This window comes from Micromonospora sp. 050-3 (assembly GCF_046549335.1).
GTDB lineage: Bacteria > Actinomycetota > Actinomycetes > Mycobacteriales > Micromonosporaceae > Micromonospora > Micromonospora trifolii.
The window spans coordinates 312,697-336,470 of sequence record NZ_JAJPVX010000001.1; the positions used below are offsets into that span (position 1 = coordinate 312,697).

The 23,774-nt window shown below is 68.8% G+C and carries 24 protein-coding genes and 1 other RNA gene; 13 read left to right on the forward strand and 12 right to left on the reverse strand.

The window, feature by feature from the left end:
* The first annotated feature begins 64 nt into the window (after nucleotides 1–64).
* Nucleotides 65–307: a DUF3311 domain-containing protein gene (locus tag ACLJOK_RS01525; RefSeq protein WP_410815651.1), complete on the forward strand. Its 243-nt coding sequence runs from the start codon at nucleotides 65–67 to the stop codon at nucleotides 305–307.
* A complete protein-coding gene (gene mctP, locus ACLJOK_RS01530; RefSeq protein ID WP_410815652.1) occupies nucleotides 307–1,956 on the forward strand; it encodes a monocarboxylate uptake permease MctP in 1,650 nt (549 codons plus the stop codon). The genes ACLJOK_RS01525 and mctP overlap by 1 nt, the downstream gene beginning before the upstream one ends.
* Before the next feature lie 510 nt (nucleotides 1,957–2,466).
* Here mctP and ACLJOK_RS01535 read toward each other — a convergent pair.
* A complete protein-coding gene (locus ACLJOK_RS01535) occupies nucleotides 2,467–2,928 on the reverse strand; it encodes a MarR family winged helix-turn-helix transcriptional regulator (protein WP_410815653.1) in 462 nt (153 codons plus the stop codon).
* Nucleotides 2,929–2,982: 54 nt separating this feature from the next.
* On the opposite strand from ACLJOK_RS01535, the gene ACLJOK_RS01540 reads away from it, so the two are divergent.
* Nucleotides 2,983–4,206: an MFS transporter gene (locus ACLJOK_RS01540; RefSeq protein WP_410815654.1), complete on the forward strand. Its 1,224-nt coding sequence runs from the start codon at nucleotides 2,983–2,985 to the stop codon at nucleotides 4,204–4,206.
* A 16-nt stretch (nucleotides 4,207–4,222) separates the two neighbouring features.
* Here ACLJOK_RS01540 and ACLJOK_RS01545 read toward each other — a convergent pair whose 3' ends face one another.
* Complete coding sequence (locus tag ACLJOK_RS01545; RefSeq protein ID WP_410815656.1) at nucleotides 4,223–4,984, reverse strand: sulfite exporter TauE/SafE family protein; 762 nt, start codon at nucleotides 4,982–4,984, stop codon at nucleotides 4,223–4,225.
* A 127-nt stretch (nucleotides 4,985–5,111) separates the two neighbouring features.
* Between ACLJOK_RS01545 and rnpB the strand changes: the two genes are divergently transcribed.
* Nucleotides 5,112–5,527, forward strand: an RNA gene (rnpB, locus tag ACLJOK_RS01550) — RNase P RNA component class A.
* 1,532 nt (nucleotides 5,528–7,059) lie between these two features.
* Here rnpB and ACLJOK_RS01555 read toward each other — a convergent pair.
* Both ACLJOK_RS01555 and ACLJOK_RS01560 read right to left on the reverse strand, forming a co-directional pair.
* Entirely contained in the window at nucleotides 7,060–7,251 is a 192-nt protein-coding gene (locus ACLJOK_RS01555; protein ID WP_410815658.1) for a DUF397 domain-containing protein, read from the reverse strand.
* Nucleotides 7,238–8,044 (reverse strand): helix-turn-helix domain-containing protein, encoded by an 807-nt coding sequence (locus tag ACLJOK_RS01560; RefSeq protein WP_410815659.1) that lies wholly within the window; start codon nucleotides 8,042–8,044, stop codon nucleotides 7,238–7,240. The genes ACLJOK_RS01555 and ACLJOK_RS01560 overlap by 14 nt, the downstream gene beginning before the upstream one ends.
* A gap of 264 nt (nucleotides 8,045–8,308) precedes the next feature.
* Here ACLJOK_RS01560 and ACLJOK_RS01565 point away from each other — a divergent pair, with 264 nt between their 5' ends.
* Both ACLJOK_RS01565 and ACLJOK_RS01570 read left to right on the forward strand, forming a co-directional pair.
* On the forward strand, nucleotides 8,309–8,575 hold the full coding sequence (locus tag ACLJOK_RS01565; RefSeq protein WP_410819199.1) for a hypothetical protein: 267 nt from the start codon (nucleotides 8,309–8,311) through the stop codon (nucleotides 8,573–8,575).
* Nucleotides 8,572–8,838, forward strand: a complete 267-nt coding sequence (locus ACLJOK_RS01570) for a hypothetical protein (protein WP_410815660.1) — start codon at nucleotides 8,572–8,574, stop codon at nucleotides 8,836–8,838. Before ACLJOK_RS01565 ends, ACLJOK_RS01570 begins: the two co-directional genes overlap by 4 nt.
* 74 nt (nucleotides 8,839–8,912) lie before the next feature.
* Here ACLJOK_RS01570 and ACLJOK_RS01575 read toward each other — a convergent pair whose 3' ends face one another.
* The 6 genes from ACLJOK_RS01575 to ACLJOK_RS01600 form a co-directional block, all read right to left on the reverse strand.
* Nucleotides 8,913–11,708, reverse strand: coding sequence for a TIM-barrel domain-containing protein (locus ACLJOK_RS01575; RefSeq protein WP_410815661.1), 2,796 nt, complete (start codon nucleotides 11,706–11,708; stop codon nucleotides 8,913–8,915).
* A 192-nt stretch (nucleotides 11,709–11,900) separates the two neighbouring features.
* Nucleotides 11,901–12,272, reverse strand: a complete 372-nt coding sequence (locus ACLJOK_RS01580; protein ID WP_410815662.1) for a hypothetical protein — start codon at nucleotides 12,270–12,272, stop codon at nucleotides 11,901–11,903.
* A gap of 79 nt (nucleotides 12,273–12,351) precedes the next feature.
* Entirely contained in the window at nucleotides 12,352–12,849 is a 498-nt protein-coding gene (locus ACLJOK_RS01585) for a hypothetical protein (protein ID WP_410815664.1), read from the reverse strand.
* 534 nt (nucleotides 12,850–13,383) lie between these two features.
* Entirely contained in the window at nucleotides 13,384–14,139 is a 756-nt protein-coding gene (locus ACLJOK_RS01590; RefSeq protein ID WP_410815666.1) for a hypothetical protein, read from the reverse strand.
* A gap of 80 nt (nucleotides 14,140–14,219) precedes the next feature.
* Entirely contained in the window at nucleotides 14,220–15,149 is a 930-nt protein-coding gene (locus ACLJOK_RS01595; RefSeq protein WP_410815667.1) for an expansin EXLX1 family cellulose-binding protein, read from the reverse strand.
* Nucleotides 15,150–15,204: 55 nt separating this feature from the next.
* The gene (locus ACLJOK_RS01600) at nucleotides 15,205–15,807 is read right to left on the reverse strand and encodes a TetR/AcrR family transcriptional regulator (protein WP_410815669.1); all 603 of its coding nucleotides are present in this window, start codon (nucleotides 15,805–15,807) and stop codon (nucleotides 15,205–15,207) included.
* A 120-nt stretch (nucleotides 15,808–15,927) separates the two neighbouring features.
* Between ACLJOK_RS01600 and ACLJOK_RS01605 the strand changes: the two genes are divergently transcribed.
* The 3 genes from ACLJOK_RS01605 to ACLJOK_RS01615 all read left to right on the forward strand — a co-directional run bounded on the left by ACLJOK_RS01605 (nucleotide 15,928) and on the right by ACLJOK_RS01615 (nucleotide 19,091).
* Entirely contained in the window at nucleotides 15,928–16,764 is an 837-nt protein-coding gene (locus ACLJOK_RS01605; RefSeq protein ID WP_410815670.1) for an SDR family oxidoreductase, read from the forward strand.
* A 158-nt stretch (nucleotides 16,765–16,922) separates the two neighbouring features.
* On the forward strand, nucleotides 16,923–18,149 hold the full coding sequence (locus tag ACLJOK_RS01610) for an epoxide hydrolase family protein (RefSeq protein ID WP_410815671.1): 1,227 nt from the start codon (nucleotides 16,923–16,925) through the stop codon (nucleotides 18,147–18,149).
* Nucleotides 18,150–19,091, forward strand: coding sequence for a redoxin domain-containing protein (locus tag ACLJOK_RS01615; RefSeq protein WP_410815673.1), 942 nt, complete (start codon nucleotides 18,150–18,152; stop codon nucleotides 19,089–19,091).
* Between the two features lie 47 nt (nucleotides 19,092–19,138).
* On the opposite strand, the gene ACLJOK_RS01620 is transcribed toward ACLJOK_RS01615, so the two are convergent.
* The gene (locus tag ACLJOK_RS01620; protein WP_410815674.1) at nucleotides 19,139–20,014 is read right to left on the reverse strand and encodes a transglutaminase domain-containing protein; all 876 of its coding nucleotides are present in this window, start codon (nucleotides 20,012–20,014) and stop codon (nucleotides 19,139–19,141) included.
* Nucleotides 20,015–20,079: 65 nt separating this feature from the next.
* Here ACLJOK_RS01620 and ACLJOK_RS01625 point away from each other — a divergent pair, with 65 nt between their 5' ends.
* The gene (locus ACLJOK_RS01625) at nucleotides 20,080–20,655 is read left to right on the forward strand and encodes a GNAT family N-acetyltransferase (protein WP_410815675.1); all 576 of its coding nucleotides are present in this window, start codon (nucleotides 20,080–20,082) and stop codon (nucleotides 20,653–20,655) included.
* A gap of 122 nt (nucleotides 20,656–20,777) precedes the next feature.
* Here ACLJOK_RS01625 and ACLJOK_RS01630 read toward each other — a convergent pair whose 3' ends face one another.
* Complete coding sequence (locus ACLJOK_RS01630) at nucleotides 20,778–21,368, reverse strand: GrpB family protein (protein ID WP_410815676.1); 591 nt, start codon at nucleotides 21,366–21,368, stop codon at nucleotides 20,778–20,780.
* A gap of 143 nt (nucleotides 21,369–21,511) precedes the next feature.
* On the opposite strand from ACLJOK_RS01630, the gene ACLJOK_RS01635 reads away from it, so the two are divergent.
* The 3 genes from ACLJOK_RS01635 to ACLJOK_RS01645 are packed head-to-tail and all read left to right on the forward strand — an operon-like array spanning nucleotide 21,512 to nucleotide 23,756.
* Nucleotides 21,512–22,384, forward strand: a complete 873-nt coding sequence (locus tag ACLJOK_RS01635) for an AraC family transcriptional regulator (protein ID WP_112620297.1) — start codon at nucleotides 21,512–21,514, stop codon at nucleotides 22,382–22,384.
* A 20-nt stretch (nucleotides 22,385–22,404) separates the two neighbouring features.
* Entirely contained in the window at nucleotides 22,405–22,737 is a 333-nt protein-coding gene (locus ACLJOK_RS01640) for a PadR family transcriptional regulator (RefSeq protein WP_354942460.1), read from the forward strand.
* Nucleotides 22,731–23,756: a hypothetical protein gene (locus ACLJOK_RS01645; RefSeq protein ID WP_410815678.1), complete on the forward strand. Its 1,026-nt coding sequence runs from the start codon at nucleotides 22,731–22,733 to the stop codon at nucleotides 23,754–23,756. The genes ACLJOK_RS01640 and ACLJOK_RS01645 overlap by 7 nt, the downstream gene beginning before the upstream one ends.
* The last annotated feature ends 18 nt before the right edge of the window (nucleotides 23,757–23,774 follow it).

A 23,774-nucleotide genomic window follows, 5' to 3' on the forward strand; every position in this document is an offset into this window, starting at 1 on the left:
CCATCACAGAGTCGTAGCCTCCGGCCGTTACATCGAGAGCCACGACTCCCCGGAGGTGTGTCAGATGGCTGCACCCGAACCGGAGGCGCCGCCCACGGCGCCGACCAGGGCGAAGGACCACAGCCCCTGGAACTGGTTGCTCTTCATCCCCATCCTGGTGCCGCTGATCCCGGCGTTCTTCAATGGCGACTCGCCCCGGGTCTTCGGCTTCCCGCGCTTCTACTGGCTGCAACTGGCCTTCATCCTGCTCGGCGTCGGCACCACCACGCTGGTCTACCAGATGACGAAGAAGCGGGGTGGTTCCTGATGTGGCGTGACCATCTCACCGAGATCATCGTCTTCTCCCTGCTGTTCCTCCTGGTCAGCGCGATGGGCTTCGTGGCCGCCCGCTGGCGGGCACCCAAGGACATGGCGCACCTGGACGAGTGGGGGCTGGGCGGGCGCAGCTTCGGCGGCTGGATCACCTGGTTCCTGATCGGCGGCGACCTCTACACCGCGTACACCTTCGTGGCAGTGCCGGCGTTGATGTTCGGTGCCGGCGCGGCCGGGTTCTTCGCCGTGCCGTACACCATCGTCATCTACCCGCTGGTCTTCCTGGTGCTGGTGCGGCTCTGGTCGGTGTCACACCGGCACGGGTTCGTCACGCCGGCCGACTTCGTCCGCAAGCGGTTCGACTCGCCGGTGCTGGCGCTGCTGATCGCGATCACCGGCATCGTCGCCACCATGCCGTACATCGCATTGCAGCTGATCGGCATCGAGGCGGTGCTCAAGACGATGGGCGTCACCGGCGACAACGCGCTGGCCCGACACCTGCCGATCATCATCGCGTTCGCCATCCTGGCCGCCTACACGTACCAGTCGGGGTTGCGCGCGCCCGCGCTGATCGCGTTCGTCAAGGACAGCCTGATCTACATCGTGATCCTGGTGGCGGTCATCTACCTGCCGTACAAGCTGGGCGGCTGGGGTGACATCTTCGCCGCCGCGGACGCGAAGTTCGACGCCTCGCCCAACCCGAACGACGGCATCCTGCTCAACGGCAACAACCAGCTTCAGTACGTGACGCTGGCGCTCGGCTCGGCGTTGGCGCTCTTCCTCTACCCGCACAGCATCACCGGTGTGCTGGCCAGCAGGAACCGCGACGTGATCAAGCGGAACATGTCGGCGCTGCCCGCGTACAGCCTGCTGCTCGGGTTGATCGCGCTGCTCGGCTACATGGCCATCGCGGCCGGCGTGAAGCCGCTGCCCGGCGCGAAAGAGGGCACTGTCGACAGCAACACCGTCGTGCCGTTGCTGTTCGACCAGCAGTTCCCGGACTGGTTCGCCGGTGTCGCGTACGCGGCGATCGGCATCGGTGCGCTGGTGCCCGCGGCGATCATGTCGATTGCGGCGGCGAACCTGTTCACCCGCAACATCTACAAGGAGTACCTGAAGCGGGACGCCTCCCCGTCCCAGGAGGCGAACGTCTCGAAGATCACCTCGCTGGTGGTGAAGGTCGGTGCGGTGGCCTGCATCGTCTTCCTCGACCCGCAGTTCTCCATCGACCTCCAGTTGATCGGTGGCGTGATCATCCTGCAGACGCTGCCGGCGGTGGCGCTGGGCCTCTACACCCGCTGGTTCCACCGCACCGGCCTGATCGTCGGCTGGGTGGCCGGCATGGGCCTGGGCATGTGGATGCTCTACCAGGTGGCCAGCCCGACCCGGAAGCACTTCGGCGGCTCGGCGTTCCCGCTGTCGGAGTTCGGGTTCGACACCACCCGGACGATCTACGTCGGCATCGTCGCGGTGGCGGTCAACCTGGCCGTGGCGGCGCTGGTGACGCTCGCGCTGCGGGCAGCGAAGGTCGAGGAAGGCGTCGACGGCACCGAGCCGGACGACTACTTCGCCGACGAGGGCGACCCCCGCATCACCCCAGGCCCCGACCGCGACGCCGACTCGGCCCGCGAACCGGTCGCCTGACCCCGGGTACGCCCGGGCGCCGGCGTGTGTCGGCGCCCGGGCGTCCCTGTATCCGCGCGTTCTCGCGTGCGGCGCGTTCTCGCGTGCCCCGCGTTCTCGCGTGCCCCGCGTTCTCGCGTGCCCCGCGTTCTCGCGTGCCCCGCGTTCTCGCGTGCCGCGCGTTCTCGCGTGCCGCGCGCCGGGCGTTCTCGCGTGCCGTGCGTCGATCTTGCAGTTATGGCGCCCGTTCGGTACCGATTCGCCCCTGTTCCTACCCACGGTAAGTGCAAGATCGGCGAAGCTGGGACGTGCCCCGCGCCGATCTTGGACTTGTGGTGCCCAGTATGTGGCGCTTCACACCTCTTGTCCCCCACCATAAGTCCATGATCGACGAGCTGGGGGGCGGGCAGGGCAGGGCAGGGCAGGGCGGGGCAGGGCGGGGCGGGGCGGGGTGAGGCTGGGGTGAGCGGGGTGAGGCTCGGGGCTGCGAGGGCGGGAGGGTGCGGGGTGTAAGAGCAGGGGATTGGCGGGTTAGCGGGGGCGGTTGCGGTTTATTAGGGCCTGGTTTAGGCGGCCTAGTAGGGCTGCCAGGGTGTTGCGGTCTTCGGGGCTCCAGTCGGCCAGCATGTCGCCGTAGAGCCGGGTGCGGGCGGCCTGCACGGCGGCCATCCTCTGGAGGCCGGCGGCCGTGGGGGAGATGACGGTGCCGCGGCCGTCGGACGGGTCCGGGGTGCGGGTGATGAGGCCGTCGCGCTGGAGCGCAGACACCTGCCGGGTGACTGTCGAGCCGTCCAGGTTGAGGCGGGCGGCGAGCGCCGAGACGTTCTGCGGGCCGGCGTCGGCCAGGTGGCGCAGGATGACGTACGCCGCGCGGTCCAGCACCCGGTGCTCGGCGGTGCCGGTGGCCCGCCGGGTGGCCTCGCCGAAGCGCATCAGCAGGGCCACCTCGGTCTCGATCTGCCCGAGGGTGCTCGCGTCATGGTCGTCGCTCATAGCTGTATGATACAGAATAAGTACCTGTACCATACAGCTATCTGAGGAGTCGGAGTGGATCGGCGTTCCGAACCGAACCGCAGTGCCATCTACGCCACCACACTGGTGGCCTTCCTCGCCATCGCCGGCATCGCCGTCGTCGACCCAATCCTGCCGGCCATCGGCGAGGCGATCGGGGTCACCGCCTGGCAGGTCGAGCTGCTGTTCACCGCGTACATCGCGGTCATGGCCCTTGGCATGATCCCCGCGACGCTGGCCAGCGGCCGGTTCGGCTTCAAGCCGGTGCTCATCACCGGCGTCTCCGTGGTCGGCCTCGCCGCGATCCTCGCCTCGTTCAGCGACAACATCGTGCAGCTCTCCGTGCTGCGCGGCGTCTGGGGGCTGGGCAACGCGATGTTCTTCGCCACCGCCATGGTGGTGCTGGTCAACCTGGCCATCGACCGGGAATGGGTGGTGGGCCTCTTCGAGACCGCCCTGGGTCTCGGCTTCGCCGTCGGACCGCTCATCGGTGGTCTGCTCGGGCAGGTCAGTTGGCGGCTGCCGTTCTTCGTCTGCGGCGTCTTCATGGTCCTCGCCCTCGGCGTGGCCTCCCGCAAACTGCGCGAGCCCACCAACCGCCAGGCACCGGTACGCGTCGGCCAGATCTTCGCCACCTACCGCCGGCCGGCGTTCATCGCCCTCTGCGTGGTCACTGCCGCGTACAACTTCGTGTTCTTCGTGGTGCTCGGCTACACGCCGCTCTTCCTCGGCCTGGACGTCATCCCGCTGGGGCTCGCGTTCACCGGCTGGGGTCTCGGCCTGGCCGCCGGCATCATGGTGATCGGCCACCGCCTGGCCCACCGGATCGGCGCCGTGCAGACCGTCGGCGTGGCCATCGCCGGGCTGCTGGTCTGCATGGTCCTCTTCGCCACCTCCACCAGCACCGCCGAGGCGTTCGTGGTGCTGGTGCTCGCCGGACTCTGCATGGGCCTGGCCAACGCCAACCTCACCGACCTGGCGCTCGGCCTCGGCTCCAGCGACCGGCGCGTCGCCACCGGCGCGTTCAACCTGGTCCGCTGGGGCGCCGCCGCGCCGGCACCGATCATCTCCGGCAAGCTCGCCGAGCAGTCGCTGGCGCTGCCGTTCTGGGTCGGCTTCGGGGTGCTCGCCGTCGGCGTGCTCGTCTACCTGGCCTTCGCGCACCTGATGGCCGCCGGCTACGGCGAGCGGGTCCTCTGGTCCCGCTGGAACCGCGCCGCCGCCGACACCGAGCACGAGCCCGTCGGCGAGACCTACTGACCGCCGGTCGGGCGGTTCAGTGCAGGGCGCGCCAGAGCAGGTAGAGGCCGATCGTCGTACCGAACACCACGATCACCGTCTTGAGCACCACCGGCGGGAGCCGGCGGACGAGCCGGGCGCCCGCGTACCCCCCAATCAGGGTGGCCGGCGCGACCACCGCGACCGCCGCCCAGTTCAGGGGGCCGAACAGGGCGAACACCACGAGCGTCGTGAACCCCACCACCGCGGAGAGCAGATTCTTGATCGCGCTTACCCGGGCCAGGGTCGCGTCCAGCACCAGGGCCAGCCCGGCCACCAGCATCACCCCGAGCGCCGCGCCGAAGTAACCGCCGTACACCGCACCGAGCGCGACCATTGTCTGCACCGCGACCGTCCGCCGGCGTGGCGACAGGTCCCGGGGGTGACCGACCAGGCGGCGCAGCGGGTCCTGGAAGGCCAGGACCGCTGTCGCGCCGAGGACCAGAAAGGGTACGACCAGCTCGAACGCGCGGGCCGGAGTGGCCAGCAGCAGCAACGCCCCGACGATCGTGCCCGCGATGGTGGTAGGCACCAGCGTGGCCAGTGCGCGAGGGCGCGGCAGGTCCTGCCGGCTGCCTGCCACGCTGGCCAGGTAGCCGGGGAAGACGGCGACGGAGTTGCTGACGTTCGCCGGCACCGGGGGCAACCCGATCGCGATCATCGCCGGAAAGGTGATCAGCGAACCGCCACCGGCCACCGCGTTGACAGTGCCAGCGGCGAGACCGGCGGCGAGCAGCAGCGCGGCGTGGGAGAGATCCATAGCCCCACGAGGCTAGCCGTCGCCCCACGACACGCATTCGCCGGACCGTTCGTGAGCTGCGCGATCTTGCCCAGACGGGGCGGGAGTGTTGGAGCAGCGTCTGTCGTTAGGATGAGAGCGCGACGGACGAGTCGACCGGGCGGCCGCGTCGGCGGGCTTCGGCCCGCCGCCGAGGAACGTCCGGACTCCACAGGGCAGGGTGGTTGTTAACGGCAACCCGGGGCGACCCGCGGGACAGTGCCACAGAAAACAGACCGCCGACCCCTTCGGGGACGGTAAGGGTGAAACGGTGGGGTAAGAGCCCACCAGCACCCCGGGTGACCGGGGTGGCTCGGTAAACCCCACCCGGAGCAAGGCCAAGCAAGGGCCGTCACCGCAAGATGACGGCCCGGCGCAGACGCTTGAGGGCTGCCCGCCCGATGTCTGCGGGTAGGCCGCTGGAGCCTGCCGGCAACGGCAGGCCGAGATGGATGGCCGCCGCCGGAGCAAACCCCTCGGGGTACGCGCCGCGCACAGAATCCGGCGTACAGGTCGACTCGTCCGTCGCCCACCAGCTCAGAGCCTCGATCATGGCTCTGAGCTGGTTCTATGTTGGGGTGTCGATGGTCGTTCATGGTCAACATTGGGCGGCGTTTGACGCCCTGTCGACGCCCTGGAGACGCCCTGAGCGCCGGCTCAGTTGGGCTTGCCTCCGTCTGGGCGCAATCCCGTCGTGAGGGCTTTCGGGGTCGCGTTTCGGGGTCTGAGTCGATGCCTGGCGGCTGAGGGGAGAGCCGGGCACGTCCTGGCGGTGGAACTGGTGCCGTGACCCTGTTACCCGGTGGCAAGCCAGTCCTGGGGTTGGACTGGCGAGGCAGCCGGAAGCCCCGACCATCCGACCAGAGAAGCCGCGCCGGCTTCCGTCACGGCGCTGGGGCTGGTTCCTGTCCTCGGTGGGGCGGTGTCCCGGCGGCTGTCGGTGGCTCACCGCCCCGGCGCCGAAGGCGGTACCGGTGGGAGAAGGATCGCGTCCTGCTCGACGAGGACGAGCGGCTGAAGACTGGCGCCACCGAGCACGACATCCGTGGTGTCGCTCGTGTGATTCACCAGACGGTCATACCGCCAGCCCGCTTGCACTAGGTGCGCTCCTCCGAGCTGCGTTCATTGTTCGGGATCGCCGTATTAGCAGTATCGCCGAAAGTGCTGTGGAGACTACCCCGACTACCCAGACTACTGCAGCACCAACTCTCGCGGCAGTCCCCAGTTCACTGCTCAAAAATACCGGCACAAGAGTCCAGCCGAGCGCGAGTAAGCTCACGCCCGGAAACGTGAGAAGGGTAGGAACAAATGATCCGAGCAGGTGGGCTTCGCGCCTAGTGCGCAGGTTCCATCCCTCCCATTTGAGGCCTCCTGGAACCCGGCCATCCAGTTCTTCCCTGATATACCGGGCGACCTGCAAGGTTATGAAGTGTTGGGCGACCAAGCGACCGCATAAGAGGTAAGAACTTACGGGAATTATGAGAACAAGCAGGCTTGTCTGTTTGTTTGAAATAGCAAAGCCAAAAACGGCACCGGTAGACGTCAGCTGCAGGACCAAGATTTGATGCTGCACCCTTATTCGCTCCATGATTTCTTCCCGAAGTGCTGCGAACTCCGCGAGCGGACCTTCGTGCCCATTGGCATCCACCAGAGCCTCCTCTCGGTTTGTCCCAGGGTAGGCTACCGATGCAGCTCGACAGCGACTGACGTCAATCCGACTGGAAATATCCCTGGTGCGCAGCCGTATGGTAGGAAGGCCGCGTTCATCCGTTCCATGGACGGATGATCGTTTAACACTTGGGCGTCAGGCGTGACGGCCCCGGCGCGGGCAGCGGCACGGCGCGCTCGAGCGGCAACGCGTGTGCCTCGTTGCAGGGGCGCTTGAGAACGTGCGGAAGGGTCCTCCCACATCGGCGAGAGCGGACCAGGGCCCATCACAGCACGCGACATGGTTACGCGTGTCGCCGGCATCGTGTTAACGGGGGCACGTCATCTCGACGCATTGCGCCCACATCCCCCCGGCGTTAGGCACGGGCGCTTTGTGCGGCGGGAGTTGATTACCGCCGCGCGGCGATCTGAGCGACGAACGCCCGCCAAGCTGCCGGACCGAAGGCCAGGGTCGGGCCGGTAGGATCCTTGCTGTCCCGGACGCCGACGACGCCCGGCAGGTTGTCGGCGACCTCGACGCAGTTGCCCCCGGACGATCCGCTGCGCCGAGACTTGCGCCAGATGGCGTTAGTGAGGTCCATGATGGCTGTGCACTTCCTTCATCAGCTCGTTGGACTGGCGACGCGGGAGCGCTTCGTTCCTCACGTTTTCCCACCTCGTCTGAAGAGTATGTAGCCCATCTTCGTTGTCGACCACGATCCCGCCTAGCTGATTTTCGAGGTGCCCGACCCAGGTCCCGTCACCGGCCCGCGCCAGCGCGAACGGCCCGGACAGCCCGATGTGGAGGCCGGCACCCGCCGGGATCACGTGGATGTGAACGTGCGGCAACTCGGCGACGGTGACGAGGTGGGCGACCTGCTCAGCCATGATGCCGGCGTGCTCATCGCCCGCGCGGCGGAGCGTGGACTCATCCAGCACGGCCACCACCTGCGGCGGCGTATCGCCGGTCAGGATCTTGTGGCGGCTCATGCGAGCGCTTACCTGCTGGTCCACCTCAGTGGCCGACATGAGGTCGTTCAGGCGCATCACGACGCGGGCGTAGTTCTCGGTCTGGAGCAGGCCCGGGATCAGTAGTGGCTCGAAGAGACGAAGCTGTCGCGCGCCGCGCTCGGCGTCCAGCCATGGCAGAAACCACGACGGTGCGCCGAGTTTCACCACGAGGCGTCCGAACAACCCGTCGTTGTTGAAGGCGCGGTCCGCTCCCCGGATGAAGTCCATCGTCAGCGCCCGGGTGCCGCTCTCCACGGCACTGACGTGTGACGCGCTGAAGCCTGCCGCTCGCCCGAACGACTCTTGCGTCATCCCGGACGCTCCACGAGCACGACGGATCTCGCTCACGATGAAGTCCGCGAGGGGACTTGGCACGTCAGCCATACAGCTCTCCTCAAATCGGAGATCGACTACCCGAGGTGCCACACGCCTGGAGCCTGTTCTGCCAGCTCCGGCCCGGACACCTGGAACGCCTTCCGAGCGTAGTGCTCTCCACAGCAGAGTGTCACCAAGCGGCGCGGCTGGCAGGCCCACGAGATCCGGCGGTCGCGTTCGTAGCGGGGCCGCTCCCGACGGGCGTGCACTCACGGGAGCGGCCCTTCCCAACGGCACAAGGGGGAGACCGTGCCCGACGACAAACCCGAGAAGATGACGGCCGGTGACGTGGTTTACCTGACCACTGCGGCGAGCGTGCAGTTCCTGCGCCCGATCTTCGTCCGCGTCATCCGTGAGCTGCCCGAGCGGCACACGTACGACGGATGGGTCTGGATTGAGGGTTACCAGCTGAACGCGGCGGGCGACGCGGTGGCGCGGCGCGAGTTGTACGTGATGCGTGCGGGCGTGCGGTTGCAGGCCCTGCCCGTCAAACCGACCAGCAAAGCCAACCGCCGGCGGCGCCCGGTGCGGATCGGATGACCGCGCGCCCTCGCCCGCACCTGCCGATGCGCCCGGCGTGGTTGTGTCGCAACTGCGCCGCGCCCTGGCCGTGTGGCCCGGCTCAGCTCGCCCTCATAACCGAGTTCAACGGTCATTCGATCGCGCTGGCGTTCTACCTGGCTGCGTCGATGCAGGAGGCGATCGACGACGCGTACGGCCTGGGGCTGCGTCCGGACCCGTCCGCGATGCACGCCAGGTTCCTCGGCTGGTTGGCGCTGGCCCGCCGGCCCCACCGACGCTGAGCCCAGCCAAGCAACGAACCGGCCGGGTGGGTTGCCCCACCCGGCCGGTGTGCGGATCCCTGCAAAAACAGGCTCTAGTGCTTCTTGAACACCGGCATGGTGTCCAGCGTGGTGGTGATGTTCTGCGTGGTGCCGCCCCGGTACGTCTTCCCGGTGAAGATGTCCGTCCAGCTGTTGCCCGGCGGGAACCACACCGACGTGGTGGCGGTGGTGCCGGGCGTCGTCACCGGTGCCACCAGGTAGTCCGGGCCGTAGAGGTACTGGGAACCGGCAGTGGCGTACGCGGCCTGCTCATTCGGGTACGCCAGGTACATCGAGCGGACGATGGGCGTACCCGTGCGGGTGGCCTCCTTGGCGGCGGCGTAGGTGTACGGCAGCAGCTTCTCCCGCAGGTTCAGGAACTTCTTGGCCGACGCGTTCGCCGCCGGGCCGTACTGCCAGGGCAGCCGGTCGCTGTGGTTGGAGTGCAGCCGGTCGATCGGCTGGAACGTGCCGAACTGCACCCACCGGGCGTAGAGGTCGTCGGGCAGCTTCGTGCTGCCCGGTTCGGTGCCCGGCTCCTGGAGGCCGCCGGTGTGCCCGCCGATGTCGTGGCTGACCGCTGCCAGCCCGGTCGCTGCCGACTCGCCAGGCGTGTAGCCGACCTCCATCTGCAGGGTCGACCAGTCGGAGGTGGTGTCGCCGGTGAAGTGCAGCGTGGTGCGCTTGTCGGCCCACGGTCCGGTCGACACCGGGGTCGGGCTGCTGTAGCCGCCGGCCTGCAAGGAGCCGTACGCCCGGGAGAAGGCGAAGCCGGTCTTGTCGGCGTACTGCTGGTTGATCCACGCGTCACCGGTCACCCCGGCGAGCGAGGACTTCGTGTTGTCGCAGCACCAGTCCAGCCACCAGAGGTCCGGGCCCTTGCTGCCCTTCGGGATCATCCCGTCGTGGAGCTGCATGTACGCCTTGAGCTGGTCCGGGTCGCCGAAGTCGAACGCGTAGCAGTCGGGACCGCCGTTGCAGCCGACGCGCTGGAGCTTGCCCTTCGCGGTGGCCTGCGCCTGCGCGAACTTCGGGTCCGAGCCGAGGATGCTCGGGTGGATGTTGATGCCGGTGTGCAGGCCCTGCTTCCTGGCCCAGTCGAAGAACGCCTTCGGGTCGGGGATGCGGGTGGGGTCGATGCTCCAGCCGTTCCACTTGTCCGGCGCCTTGACGTCGGTGTCGAGGACGAGCACATCCAGCGGCACACCCTCGGCCTTGGCCCGGGTCACCAGGTTCTGGAACTCGGTGGCGGTGCGGTCGTAGTACTCGGAGTACCACACGCCGTACGCCCACTTCGGCAGCAGCTTCGTGGGCCCGGTCAGGGTCGACAGGTCCAACAGAGCACGGGTGAAGTCCTGCCCGTACGCGAAGACATAGCCGTCCTGTTCGGCGGCGGGCCGGGGCTCGGTGGTGCTCAGGGCCGAGGCCGAGTCGTCGAGCAGGTACCAGCCGTCCTGGTAGAGCAGGCCCGGGGCGGTGAGCGCGGAACCTGTCACGCCGTCCAGGCCCCGGCGGTAGCCGCCGAGCGGCGCATGCGGGGCGAGCAGCGGTGAACCCTTGCTCGTGACGGCGACCGTGTCGACGTTGACGTTGCAGCTGGCGTCAGTGGGGCAGCCAAGCATCACGGTGTTGGTGCCGCGGGTGAGGTGGACCGGGACGGAAACGGTGTTCCAGTAGTCCCACCCGCTGGTCGGCGGAAGGGTCGCCGTGACCGGCGCCGCCGTTCCCGCAGTGACCGACATGGTGCGCGTCTGGCTCGGCTGGGCGCCGGCCTGGCCGTTGGCGTACCGGATCTGCACCTGGTAGTCACCGGCCGACGGAACATCCGTCACGGTGAGCGTGTCGGCGGACATGGTGCTCTCCAGGCCGGCCAGGAATCCCGTACCGGAAGCGCCGTTGTGGTCGTTCGCGGGCCTCGCGCCGCCGGTCAGCGCGCCGGCCTCGGCCTCTCCCAGGGTGCCGAACCGCAAGGGCTGCGGCTCGGGCGTGGTCGGCGCCGGGAACGAGTCACCCGGGTTGACCACCGCGAGGCTGTCGACGTTCACGTTGCCGGAGTCGTTGGGACCCCGCACGACACTGATCTCGTGCCGGCCGGCGGTGAGGTCGACCGGCACGTTGGCCAGGCCCCAGGTGTCCCAGTTCGCTGTGGGCGGCAGCGTCAGCGTGTGGCCGGCGTCGCCGTCGACCTGCACCGCCAGGGTGCGGTCCACGTTCTGGCCGTCGCCGCCGGTGCTGTTGGCGTAGCGGACGGCGAGCTGCTTCGTGCCGCCCTCGGGAGCGTCGAGCGCGAACGTGACCGAGTCGCCGGACGAGGCGAAACCGGACGCGAAGCCGCGTCCGGTGAATCCCTGGTGGTCGGTGGCCACGCCGGGGCCGTTCAACTGCAGCGATTCGGCCTCGCAGAGCGCGCCGAACGCGCAGGCCGGGGCGGTGTGGCCGGCCCAGGGTTGGCCCTGCACTACCTGCTTGCCGGTCTTGAGCTGCACTGTGAGGTTGTCGGCGGTGAACGCGCCCGAGCCGACCCGGTACCGCAACGTCATCGCGCCGGTGTCGATGGTGAGCCAGCCGTGGTCGACGTGCTTCGTGAAACGCGTACGGGGGAAATCATCGCGCCCGATGGCGTTGAACGTGGCGGCGTCGGTAAACCTGCCGTCCTTCTGGTACTCGGTGCGGATCAGGGTCGGGGACAGCACCTCGAAACGTGCGTCGCCCGACCGTACGGCTTCGTCTTGCGCCGTGCGGTGACTGGCCTGGGCCGGCGCGGACGGGGCGAGCGCCAGCCCCGTGATGAGAATGCCGGCTGCCGCGGCCGCTGTCGCGCTGCGGCGGGGTGAGTTCCGATAGAGCAAGATGCGCTCCTCGTCTCAAATGGAGGAAATGAGTCGATGACAACGCTGTCACTCGCCCGAAACGCATGTCAACGGGCCTCGGAGGGTGTCCCTTCTCTCTTTCGCCAGTGATCGCACTCGTCCGGCAGGCGTCGCTGCGGACGGTGACGAAGACGGGTCGCCAGGTAGGTGAACTACCGCACGATCACCAGCTCAGACGTACGGGGTCCAGGGCTCGGGCTGCTCGGCGTCCCAGCCCAGCTTGTCGAGTGCACGCAGGACCGCGACCGCGCGGGGAGTCCAGAAGAGCAGGATCTGGTCGCGTCCCTCGACGTCGAAGCAGACGGCGGTCGCCGGCACCGGGAACCGTCGGTGAAACGGATGGTGCGCCAGCGCGGCCACGTAGAAGTGTTCCAGGGTGTCCGATCCGGTACGCGACGTGAAGGTCAGCGTGCTGTCGTCGGCATGCAGCTTCACTGTCGGCCAGGCCAACCGTCGGACGGCTCGGAGGGGGTCGCCTCGGGTGAAATCGAGGCGGTCAACGTAGGTGAGCCCGCCACGCGCATCGAAGGTTTCCGAGATCATCGTCGGATGGTACGGCGGGTCCGAAGGTCCGAAGCACGGCGGTGGCGGCCCTGGTCGAGCTGCGAACGCCCTCGGTGTCCTACCGCGATCCGGATTCGCCCTCCCAGCGTTTCAACACCACGGGCTTCTCACTCGGGGCGGGCCACACCAGCACCCGCAGCCGCTCCATCGTCTGCGGGGCTTCGTCGGAGTCGACCCCCAAGCGCTCCGCCTCGACGAGGTTGCTGCTCGCTGCCCGGACACGCACGGGCCCTACCGGCACCCGGACCCTCGCGGCATCCGGCTCGTAATCGGTGCAACCCATCACCACGATGCGGCCCGACCGCACCTGCATGCTCCCCTCGACCACATGGTCGTAGTCGGCGGAGTCGTCGACAGGCGGAGCGTCCAACACGTCGACTCTCACCGCGACCGTGACGTTGACCGACGTGCCGATGGCCATCGCGTCGTCGACCACGGCCAGCCGGTCCACAACCGCCTGGTCCGTCCATGCCTCGCTCAGGTCGCCCGTCGACCCGTCGTCGCTCAGGTGGATCTGGTGGTAGTCCGCGAAGAGTTCCACGTCCAACGAATCCACGCCACGCTCCATCTATCGGTATCGGGGGAATGGGGATGCCGCTCCAGGGTCAGTCAATCGATGCGCTCAGTCGACTGATGACTCGGAGCAGCTCGTCCCGATTGTGTGCGGCCTTGAGCCAGTTCGGCAGACGTGCCACCAGCGTCATGCCACCAGGTTGCGGGCCCCGCTCCCGAAGTCGAGCGCCGATGTATCCTGACAGGAGGTCAAGGTGGGCGCGGTTGAACGCCCAGAGCGTGTGCCCGCCACAGCATTGGGCCCTCAGCCACAGGGGCAGGTGGAAGAACGGATCCGCTGGACCGTTCCAGGACGAGACCTGAGATCCCTGTGGGGACCAGAACGCTGAGTACGCGCACCCCGGGCACGTGAGTCGACGGGGCCACGAGGCCACCCACCTACTGTTGTTCGGCTGTGGGGCGTTGACCGCCCGGTGCCCACAGCGTGGGCAGACGACGTAGATGTCCTCGGCTGCCAGCTCGTACAGACTGACCAACGGATCGCGGAACCGATCCTCCTCGTCGCCCTGGCTTTCGTTCACGACGGAGACTTTGCCGTGTCTCGTCCAGCCGGCTTTCGTCGTCGAGGAGGCTGGTGGACCGAATTCGGCTTGAGGTCTTCCTGACCCAGCCGGTGTGCGATGGCCTGGGCTTGAACGTCCGGGTCGGAACCGTCGACCGGGAAGGTCACGACGTAGCTTCCCGGTACTGCATAACGCTGCCCGCTCAGGTCGCGGGCGTAGTAGCTGATCTCGACCACGTCCGGACGATCCTCGGGCGCGCGGATCGCTACGTAGCTGCGGATCCAGGCTCCGCCGTCCTGGTCCCACCCCTCGCGCCACAGCGTGGCCTCAAGGTTCTCGGCAACCAACCGGGCTGGCCACGCTCGGGTAGCGCGCTGCGTCGCCTGGGCTATCTCCTCCGCGTACGCGTGCGAGTCGAACCGGAAGCTGCCCAGCCCGAGCTCCGGCCCTTCCTTGTGCACCCTCTCGATGACCGTCAGACGCCAGCGGTCCCAGATCACCTCAGAGCCGGCCTGACGGACGTGGACTGTCAGCCGGTCCTCGCCCATGTCGGATCCGCCTACCGCGACCTCTCGGGCTTCCGGGGCGACAGTAAGCCCGCCCGGTCCCAGCACCGATGAGGGTGTGAATCCCGCAACCGGCTGTCCGTGAAAGCCGTCTGTCGGGTACGCGGTCGCAACAACGTCGAGGCCGTTGACGAGGATTCGCATGCGGTGCGCCGTGAATTCGGCGGGGAACAGCAGCGGCTCCAGCCTCAGGACGTCGACCACCGGGGCAGTCTAGCCAGCGCGAACCTCGGCCAGCCGCCGCTTATTCCGGCACCGCGACCGGGTGACTCAAGGTCAAGCGGTCAGCAGCCGGGGCGGTCGAGTGGAACGGCGGCACCAGCGAGCGCTTCGACAGTCGCCGTCGGTGCGGCCGACTCCGTCGGCGTCGCTGAGGGCGCGATGGTGGGGCTCGGCGGGGCCGAGGGTGAGCTGCTGGGCGTGGGGGAGGCGCTGGCGAGAGTGGCCGTGCTGCGTTGCACCTGCTTGGTGACCAGGCGAATGCCGGTGGCGGTCGTCTGGCGTCCGTACACGTCGATGACCCTGATGCTGTACGGTCCGGGGCCGATCCCGCCCTCGATGGTCCAGTGGTTGTCGCTCTGCCGGGCGGCCTTGCGGAAGCCGCCGCCCAGTCCCTTCGCCTCGACCGAGCGGAGCGGGTTGCCGTGGTTGCCGACCTGCACCGCGAACCAGTATTTCGAGGCGCCGCCCTTCATCCGGAAGGTGAGCCCTCCGTCGAGCGGCGGGTTCACCACCGCCCGGTACGTCACTGACGCGATGCCCTGCGACCGATCGGCGATCTTGGTGAACGCCTCGGTGGACAGGTCGATCTTGCTGGATCCGCAGCCGCCGCACTGGTCCATCACCATGACCCGGACCTTGCCCTTCGGACCGGTCACCTCCAGGTAACTGCCGCAGGCCGCCGATCCGGAGTACTGGGACGCGCCGAGGGCCACGTAGAGCCGGTCCGCCGGAGGACCGGGGAAGGAGCAGTTGCCGCCCGAGCGGCCCGCGTCGTAGAAGCTGGCCTTTCCCTTGTGGACGGCGTTGCCCGTCGGTGGCGCGGCGCAGGCCGGGGTGGCGCCCCCGCGGACGGCGAGGGTGATGCCCAGGACGGCGGCCAGGGCGGTGACACCGGCGCCGGCTAACCAGTGTCTGACCCGTCGACTCGACCGGAGCGTGCCGGTTTCGCCGGCCGGGGTGTCGTTGTCGGGGGTCGTGCCTGGTGCCGTCACGGCGCCTGATGTTGCCGCACCGCGCTGTGGCAGCGCAAAGCCGTCCCACCAATCGTCACTCGCCGGATCGGCGGGGGCGCAATCCGTTGAGGGCGGTGCCGACGACGAGGTCGGCGTACTCGGCGGTGAGCGGCCCGCTGCGTTGCAGCCAGCGGTTGAGCACCGGCCCCCAGATCATGTCCACCGCCACGCCGAGGTCGACGTCGTCGGCGATCTGACCGGCCCGCTGGGCGCTGCGCAGGCGCTGCCGTTTGGCCTCCTTCAACGGCCCGTCCAACCGCTCGGCGTACGCCGCGGCCAGCTCGGGGTCGAGCGCGATCTCGGTGGCCAGCGCCCGCATCGGTTGCTCGTACCGGGGGTCGTTCATCTCCTCGACCGTCGCGCGCAGCACCAGTGTCAGGTCCGCCGCCAGGTCACCGGTGTCCGGCAGCGTCGGCGGCCCACCCTCGGTGGCCTCGCTGAGCATGAGGAAGGCGTCGAAGATGACAGCGCCCTTCGACGGCCACCAGCGGTAGATGGTCTGTTTGCCGACGCCGGCCCGCGCGGCGATGCCCTCGATGCTGAGCTTCGCGTACCCCATTTCCTGGAGCAGGTCGAAGGCCGCGGTGAGGATGGCGCGTCGGGAGGTTTCTCTCCGGCGGGCCGTGTTGGGCGTCATGGGCGAAAACGATAGCAGCAGACGAGACGGACCGTATCGTCTTGACGGCGGTGCCACCGCGGACCTAGTCTCGGCACATCGCGAGACGGACCGTCTCGTCTTGAAGTGCTTGGAGAACAGATGCGTACCTGGTTCATCACCGGTGCCAGCCGCGGCCTGGGCCGCGCCTTCGCCGACGCCGCCCTCGACCGGGGTGACCGGGTGGTCGCCGCCGCCCGGACCATCGCCACTGCCGACTTCGACGAGAAGTACGCCGACCGGCTGCTGGCACTGACCCTCGACGTGACCGACCGCGCGGCGGTCATCGCGGCGGTGGACACCGCCGTCGCGCACTTCGGCGGGCTCGACATCGTCGTGAACAACGCCGGAACCCTGTCCATGGGCATGATCGAAGAGTTCACCGAGGCCGAGGCGCGCGCCCAGTTCGAGGTCAACCTCTTCGGCGCGCTCTGGGTCGGCCAGGCAGTGCTGCCGCACCTGCGCGCCCAACGGTCCGGCCACATCGTGCAGGTCTCCAGCATCGCCGCGCTAGGCGGCTTCCCGAGCACCGGCCTGTACAGCGCGAGCAAGTTCGCCCTGGAGGGCATGAGCGAGGCGCTGGCGATGGAGGCGGCGGCCTTCGACGTCACCGTCAGCATCGTGCAGCCGGGCGGATACTGGACCGACCTCTACACCAGCGTGCGTGCCACCACCCCGATGGACGCCTACGCGCCACTACGCGCCGAGCTGGAGCGGCAGTGGGCGGAAGGGTCGATCGACAGCGAACCCCGGCTGGCCGCCGAGGCGCTGCTGCAACTGGTCGACAGCGACGAGCCCCCGCTGCGCCTCCTGCTCGGCAGCATGGTCTACGACCTGGCATTCGACATCGCCCGCCGACGGATGGACACCTGGGCGAGCTGGGAGCAGGTCAGCCGCGCCGCCGAACACGCCGTCGCGGGCCCCGGAGCTGACAGATGAGAGGGCTGCTCGTATCGCCACGAGCAACCTGTGCGGCGTTCTAGGCTCCGAGATATGGCGGCGGCGTGCCCAATCGTTGGCAGCACATAAGTCCGGGCAGCCTTTCACCCCATGATTTCTCCTCGCGAGGCGCAAACCTAGACGGAGAGGAAACACGCATGGCTGTCAAGACCAAGACTCGTCCGGGCACCACGGAGATTCGGCCGTTCTCGGTCGACATTCCTCAGGCCGACCTTGATGACCTGAAGAGGCGCATCAAGGCAACCCGTTGGCCGGACAAGGAAACGGTGAACGACCAGTCGCAGGGCGTGCCACTCGCGACCATTCAGGCCGTCGCCCGCTATTGGGAGAAAGAGTACGACTGGCGCACTGTCGAGGCGCGGCTGAACGACGTACCGCAGTTCATGACCGCCATCGACGGGGTGGACATCCACTTCATCCACGTGCGCTCGAAGCACGAGGACGCGCTGCCGCTCATCGTCACCCACGGATGGCCGGGTTCGGTGATCGAGCAGATGAAGATCATCGAGCCGCTCACCGACCCGACGGCGCACGGCGGGAGCGCGTCGGACGCCTTCCACCTGGTGATCCCGTCGCTGCCCGGCCACGGCTTCTCCGGCAAGCCGACCGAGTCGGGGTGGAACCCGCAGAAGATCGCGACCGCGTGGACGGAGCTGATGAAGCGGCTCGGCTACGACCGGTTCGTCGCGCAGGGCGGCGACTGGGGCGCTGTCATCGTCGACCAGATGGGCATCCAGGCGCCTCCGGAACTGCTCGGCATCCACACCAACATGCCCGGTGCGGTCCCACCCGAGATCGACCTGCTGTTCCAGGGCGACACCACCGGCGCGAACAACGCCATGGGCTCGCTGCCGTCCGGGCTCTCCGACGACGAAATGCGTGCCGCCGAGGAAGTCAACTTCGTCTGGAAACACGTCGCGTACGCCCTCATGATGGCGACACGGCCCCAGACGCTGACCGGGCTGGCGGACTCTCCGGTCGGCCTGGCGTCCTTCCTGCTCGACCACGACGCGAAGAGTCTGGCCCTGATCTCGCAGGTCTTCGACGGGGCCAAGGCTGGCCTCACCCGCGACGACATCCTGGACAACATCTCGCTCTACTGGTTGACGAACACAGCGGTTTCCGCGTCCCGTCTCTACGCGGAGAACAAGCTGTCGTTCTTCGCCGCCAAGGGCGTGAAGGTCCCGGTCGCGGTGAGCGTCTTCCCCGACGAGTTGTACGAGGCGCCGCAGAGTTGGGCCGAGCAGGCGTACTCCAACCTCGTCTACTACAACAAGCTCGACGTGGGCGGGCACTTCGCGGCCTGGGAACAGCCGAAGATCTTCTCCGAGGAGCTTCGCACCGCCTTCCGGTCGCTGCGCTAGATGGCCGTGCACCTGCCCCCGCTGAACGGGGCGGCCGAGTGGCTCAACTCCGAGCCACTCGGCCCCGCCGACCTGGGTGGGCGCGTCGTCCTGGTCAACTTCTGGACGCTGACCTGCATCAACTGGTTGCGCCAGGAGCCGTACGTGCGTGCCTGGTCGCAGGCCTACCGCGACGACGGGCTGGTCGTCATCGGGGTGCACACCCCGGAGTTCGGATTCGAGCACGAGGTCGACTGGGTGCGGCGGGCGGTGGCGGCCCGATCGATCGACTACCCGGTGGCGGTCGACAACGACTACGCGATCTGGCGCGCCTTCGCCAACAACTACTGGCCGGCGCTCTACTTCGTCGACACCGACGGCGTCATCCGCGACGACCACTTCGGCGAGGGACGCTACGAGCAGTCCGAGCGGGTGCTCCAGCAACTGCTCGGCATCGAGCGGAAACCCGTACCAGTCAAGGGACTCGGCCCGGAGGCGGAGGCCGACTGGGGCACCCTGCGGACGCCCGAGACGTACCTCGGTTTCAGTCGCGGCGAACACTTCGCGTCGCCGAACGGCCCGGCGCTCGACGAACGCCGCGCCTACCAGGTGCCGGAGAGCCTCGGCCTCAACCAGTGGGCGCTGGCGGGGGAGTGGACGATCGGCTCGGACAACGTCGTGCTGGACGGGGCCGGCGGCGGCATCGCCTTCCGGTTCCACGCCCGCGACGCGCATCTCGTGCTGGCCCCCGGGACGGGGCAGTCGATCCCGTTCCGCGTATCGCTCGACGGCGCGGCTCCCGGCCCGTCACACGGCGTCGACGTCGACGCCGACGGCAACGGCGTACTCCAGGACGGCCGGCTCTACCAGCTCGTCCGCCAGGACGGCGCGGTCCGGGAGCGGACCCTGGAGATCACGTTCGGCGAGCCCGGCGCCGAGGCGTACGCCTTCACCTTCGGGTAGGGCGTGTGTCGAATCCCTGGCCGGGCTTCGACACACGCCTGGCCCGCTCAGCGGCGCAGGTCGACCATGCTGACGGTGCCGGAGACCGGCGAGACGCTTTCCACCCGGGAGCCGGGGCGCAGGCGGGCGTCGCTGGCATACCGGTCGGCGAGCGCCTTCTCCGCGGCCTCGTCGCCGTCGTCGGCGGCGAGCAGCAACGCGGCGATCTCGTCCACGAGAGTGAGGTCGGCGGTGGCGACGTCGTCGGTCATCGCGTCAAGGCTGTCCCAGAGCAGCAGCTCGTCCTTCTGCCGGTGGGCCAGCTCCAGCAGGACGTAGTCGTGGATGAACCAGTCGCCTCGGATCGGCAGTTCCGGGCTCACGCCGTAGACGTCGGGATCGATCGCCCCAGCCCGGTACGCGGACCACACCCGCGATGCCGAGTCGAAGAGGCCGGCCTTCGGGTCGATGGCGTAGCCGTCGAACCCCCAGTCGCGGGCCGGGTCGAGCTCCGGGTCGGCCCACACCCACCGGTCGCCGTTCCAGTACTCCACCAGGACGTGGTCGTGGTGCCAGCCGGGCACGAAGTACGAGGCGAAGCCGACCCGGCTGCGGCTGGGAATACCGTGCTGACGGAGGATCGAGACCGACAGCAGTGTGTGGTCCCGGCAGCAGCCGGCCACCCGGTCCACGGCCGGGCGCTCAGCGCTCAGCGCCAGGGGAAATCGGGCCTGGTCGGTGTCGAGTACGCGGTCCACCCAGCGGAGGTTCACCTCGTCCAGCCGGTCGTCGGGCAGCTCGACGCCGCCGGCGCGGTAGTGGACGATCACGTTGCGGGCGGTCGCCGCCACTGTGGGAATGTCGGACGCCACGGCGCCGAGGAGCCCGCCGTGCCGACCGGGGTCGCTGTAGGGGGAGTGTCTCCGGTAGTCATCGAGGTCCATGAGGCCAGTCTCCGGCCCGCCACAGTGTCAGGGTCAAGGCGCTTTTCCGGATAGTGTCGACTGCTGTGACAACGCCTGAGATCACCATCGCCACCCCAGCGGACCGCGACGCGGTGGTCAAATCGCTGGTAGCCGCGTTCGTCAAGGATCCAATCCTGCGGTGCCTCTTCCCCGACGAGGAAACCTATCCGCGGTACGCCGCCGCCTTCTTCGGGCACCTCTTCGACAAGCGGGTGCACCAGTCGTCGATCTGGACGCTCGGTGGGGGCGCGTCGGTCGCCATCTGGGAGCCACCGGCGGGGTCGCCGACCGGGTCACCGGAGGGCGGGCTCGCCGCTCACTACCCCGCCGACGTGCTGGCCCGCGTCCAGAGCTACGACGACGCCGTGCACGCCGCCCTGCCGACGTTCCCGTTCTGGTACCTCGGCGTCCTGGGCACCCACCCCGACAGCGCCGGACGCGGTTGGGGCCGTGCCGTCATGCGGGCCGGGCTGGCCCGTGCCGCCGCCGAGGGCCTGCCGGCGATCCTGGAGACCAGCAACCCGGTCAACGTCGAGCTGTACCGCCGCGCCGGCTGGGAGGTGGCGGGCTTCCTGTCGGAGCCCGTGCCCACCTGGATCATGCAGCAGCCGCCGCGCTGAACCCGCTGATGGTCACTGGCAGGCTCACAGCACCGGCCCACGGCCGAATCTTGGACAGTTTCCGTTAGCTGATAACGGAAACTGTCCAAGATCTACGCGTGGCCGTCGGCGACGTGGGGTCATCAGGCGGCGAAGATGCGCGCGTAGATCTCGTCGATGATGTCGTTCTTCGCGAGGCTGTAGGCGCGGGGCCGGTGCGCGGTGTCCCGTGCGAGGCGGCGCTTGGTAGCGGCGTACCGCTCCCGGTCGTGCGGATGCGAACGCAGCCAGTCGCGGAAGAGCCGGTGCCGGATCGGTTCCGGCGCACCCTGCGGCCAGACGTGCAGGTTGACGTCCTCGGCGGGGCTGAGAAGCATCCGGTGCCCGTGCCACCAGGGCTCCCGAAGGACGAGCCGGTACCCGAGCCGTTCCAGGGCGGGGAGATAGGCGGCCTCCTCGGCGGTGTCCTCGATGACGAGGTCGACATCGATGACGGGCTTGGCGGCCAGCCCCGGCACCGCTGTCGACCCGACGTGTTCCACCCCGATGATCAGCCCACCCAGCGCTGCGGTGAGCGACGAACGGACGGCGACGAACCGCTGCGCCCAGGACATGTCGTACTCCTCGATGACGACGGACTCCCACGTCCGCGGCGGTTCGCCCACCAGGCCGGCGTCGACCTGTTCGGGGGTGCCGTGAAAGCGCTGCACGACGTTCTGCGGATACTCGGCCACGTCAACCTCCTCGGAAAGCAAAGTCCGCCAGGCTACGACACGACGATCGGTGCGGCAGCACCCGACCGATGCGGGCATCGGATGTCGGGTGGGCGACCGACCCCCCGACCTAGCGTCAGTGCTCGAAAGGGAAGGAGGCCCGGGTGCTGGATCGGCTCAACGAGGCCATGGCGTACATCGAGCGTCACCTCGACCAGAAGATCGAGGTCGCCGAGCTGGCGCGGATCGCGCTGACGTCGGAGTACCACTTCCGGCGGCTGTTCTCCGCACTGGCCGGGATGCCGCTGTCGGAGTACATCCGTCGGCGTCGGCTCACCGTCGCCGGAGCGGACGTGCTGGCGGGGGAGCGGACGTTGCTCGACGTCGCTGTGCACTACGGCTACGGCTCGGCGGAGGCGTTTGCCCGGGCGTTCCACGCCGTGCACGGCGTGGGCCCCGGAGAAGCCCGGCGTACGGGGGCAGCGTTGCGCGCCCAGCCCCGGATGTCCTTCCGACTCACAGTCGAAGGGAGCGGCAGCATGGAGTACCGAATCGTCGACAAGGACGCGTTCGCGCTGGTGGGGCGCAAGGCACGGGTCCCGCTGGTGCACGAGGGGATGAACCCGGCGATCGTCGCGTTCATCCGGAGCATCGACAAGGAGACGACCGAGCGGATCGAGGCGCTCTCCGATCAGGAGCCGAAGGGGATCGTCAACGTCAGCGACAACCTCGCCGACAGCCGGCAGGAGGGCACCGAACTGGACTACTGGCACGGGGTGGTGACCAGCGCCGCGCCGCCGGAGGACCTGGACGCGCTGCCGGTGCAGGCCGGGTCGTGGGCGGTGTTCACCACCTCCGGTGCGTTTCCGCAGGCGGTGCAGTACCTGTGGCGTGACGTGTTCACCCAGTGGTTTCCGTCCAACCCGTACCGCAGCCGACCTGGACCGGAGATCTCCCGGGTCCGGGTGTCGGCGGACGGCACCCAGGCGGACGCCGAGCTGTGGATTCCCGTCGAACGGGTACCCACCCCTATGTAGAGTTCCGATAGAGTGGCCGGATGCGGATGACGATTCCGGTCGCGAAGGTGCTCGCGGCGCTGCTCGCCGAGCCTGACGAGCAGCGCTACGGGCTCGACCTGATGCGATTGACCGGCCTGCCCAGCGGCACCCTCTACCCGGTGCTGCACCGGTTGCAGGGGGCCGGCTGGCTGGCCGCCGACTGGGAGGCGATCGATCCCGTCGCGGCCGGACGGCCGGCCCGCCGCTACTACCGGCTCACCGCCGTCGGGGTGGCGCAGGCCCGCCAGGCGCTCGCCGACCTGCGTGCCGCGATCCCCGACGGCCGTCGTTCGTGGGGCGGCACCGAGCCCACCGGAGCGCCGGCGTGGTGACCCGCCGGGCCGCCGAGCTGCTGTTGGAGTTGGCCGCGCGCCGCTGGCCGACCGAGGTTCGCGATGACCTGCGCCGCGAGTGGGCCGCCGAGCTGCACGTGCTCGCCGAGAGCGGTCACCGGACGAGGATGCTGGGCTTCGCGGTGAGCCTAGCCGTCAGCCGGGCCGGTGCCCCGATCGTCGACCGCAGCCTGATGCGCGGTCGGGTCGGCCGCACCGCCGCCGCACTACTGCTGTCCCCGATCGCCTGCGTCGGAATCGTGCTCGTCAGTGCGTACGCCCTCATGCCGATCGAGCGCATGGTGACCCAGGACTGGTACGAGCGGGTGCAGAAGCCGATCTGGACGGCGCTCACCGTCGGGTTGGCGGTGCTGCTGGCGGTGTTCGCCGTGCGCTGGGCCCGGCGCACCGCACTCGACGGGCCGCTACGCATCGCGCTCGGCGTGGTGCTTCCCATCGGCGTGACCGCTGTCGTGTTCCTGGCTGCCATCTCCCCGGACGAGCTGGTCACCTTCGTACCCGGGCTGCTGCTCTGGTTGGCCGGCCTGACGCTGGCCCTCTGGGCCGCGGCGAGCCTCGCAGGCCGGAATCGACTCCGCGCAGCCTGGTGGGTGGGCGTCCTCGGCGCACTCGCCGCCGCCGACCTCGCGGTGATTCTCGCTGTCGTCGACGTCATCGCGGCGGGCGGTCGCGCCGGCCCGGTCAGCAGTCCGACGCCATTGGGCGGCGTCGACTGGATCTCCTCGCCGCTGTGGCTCCTCGCCACCTGGACGGAATGGAACATCAGCCTGCCCCAGCCCACCATCTCATGGGAGATCTTCCACATCGTCACCAACGAGGTGCGGGCGGAACCCATGCTCTACCTGGCCTGCACGCCGTACGCGCTCGCGTACGCCATCCGGGCGGCCCGGTCGGCACCCACCACGCCGGTCGCTCTGGTCCGGACGGGCAGCGCCACGGGCTGGACATACAAGGCGAGTGAAAGGCCCCATCGGGGTCCTCGAGCGGCGAACGGGTGAGGACAACGGGAGCAACCA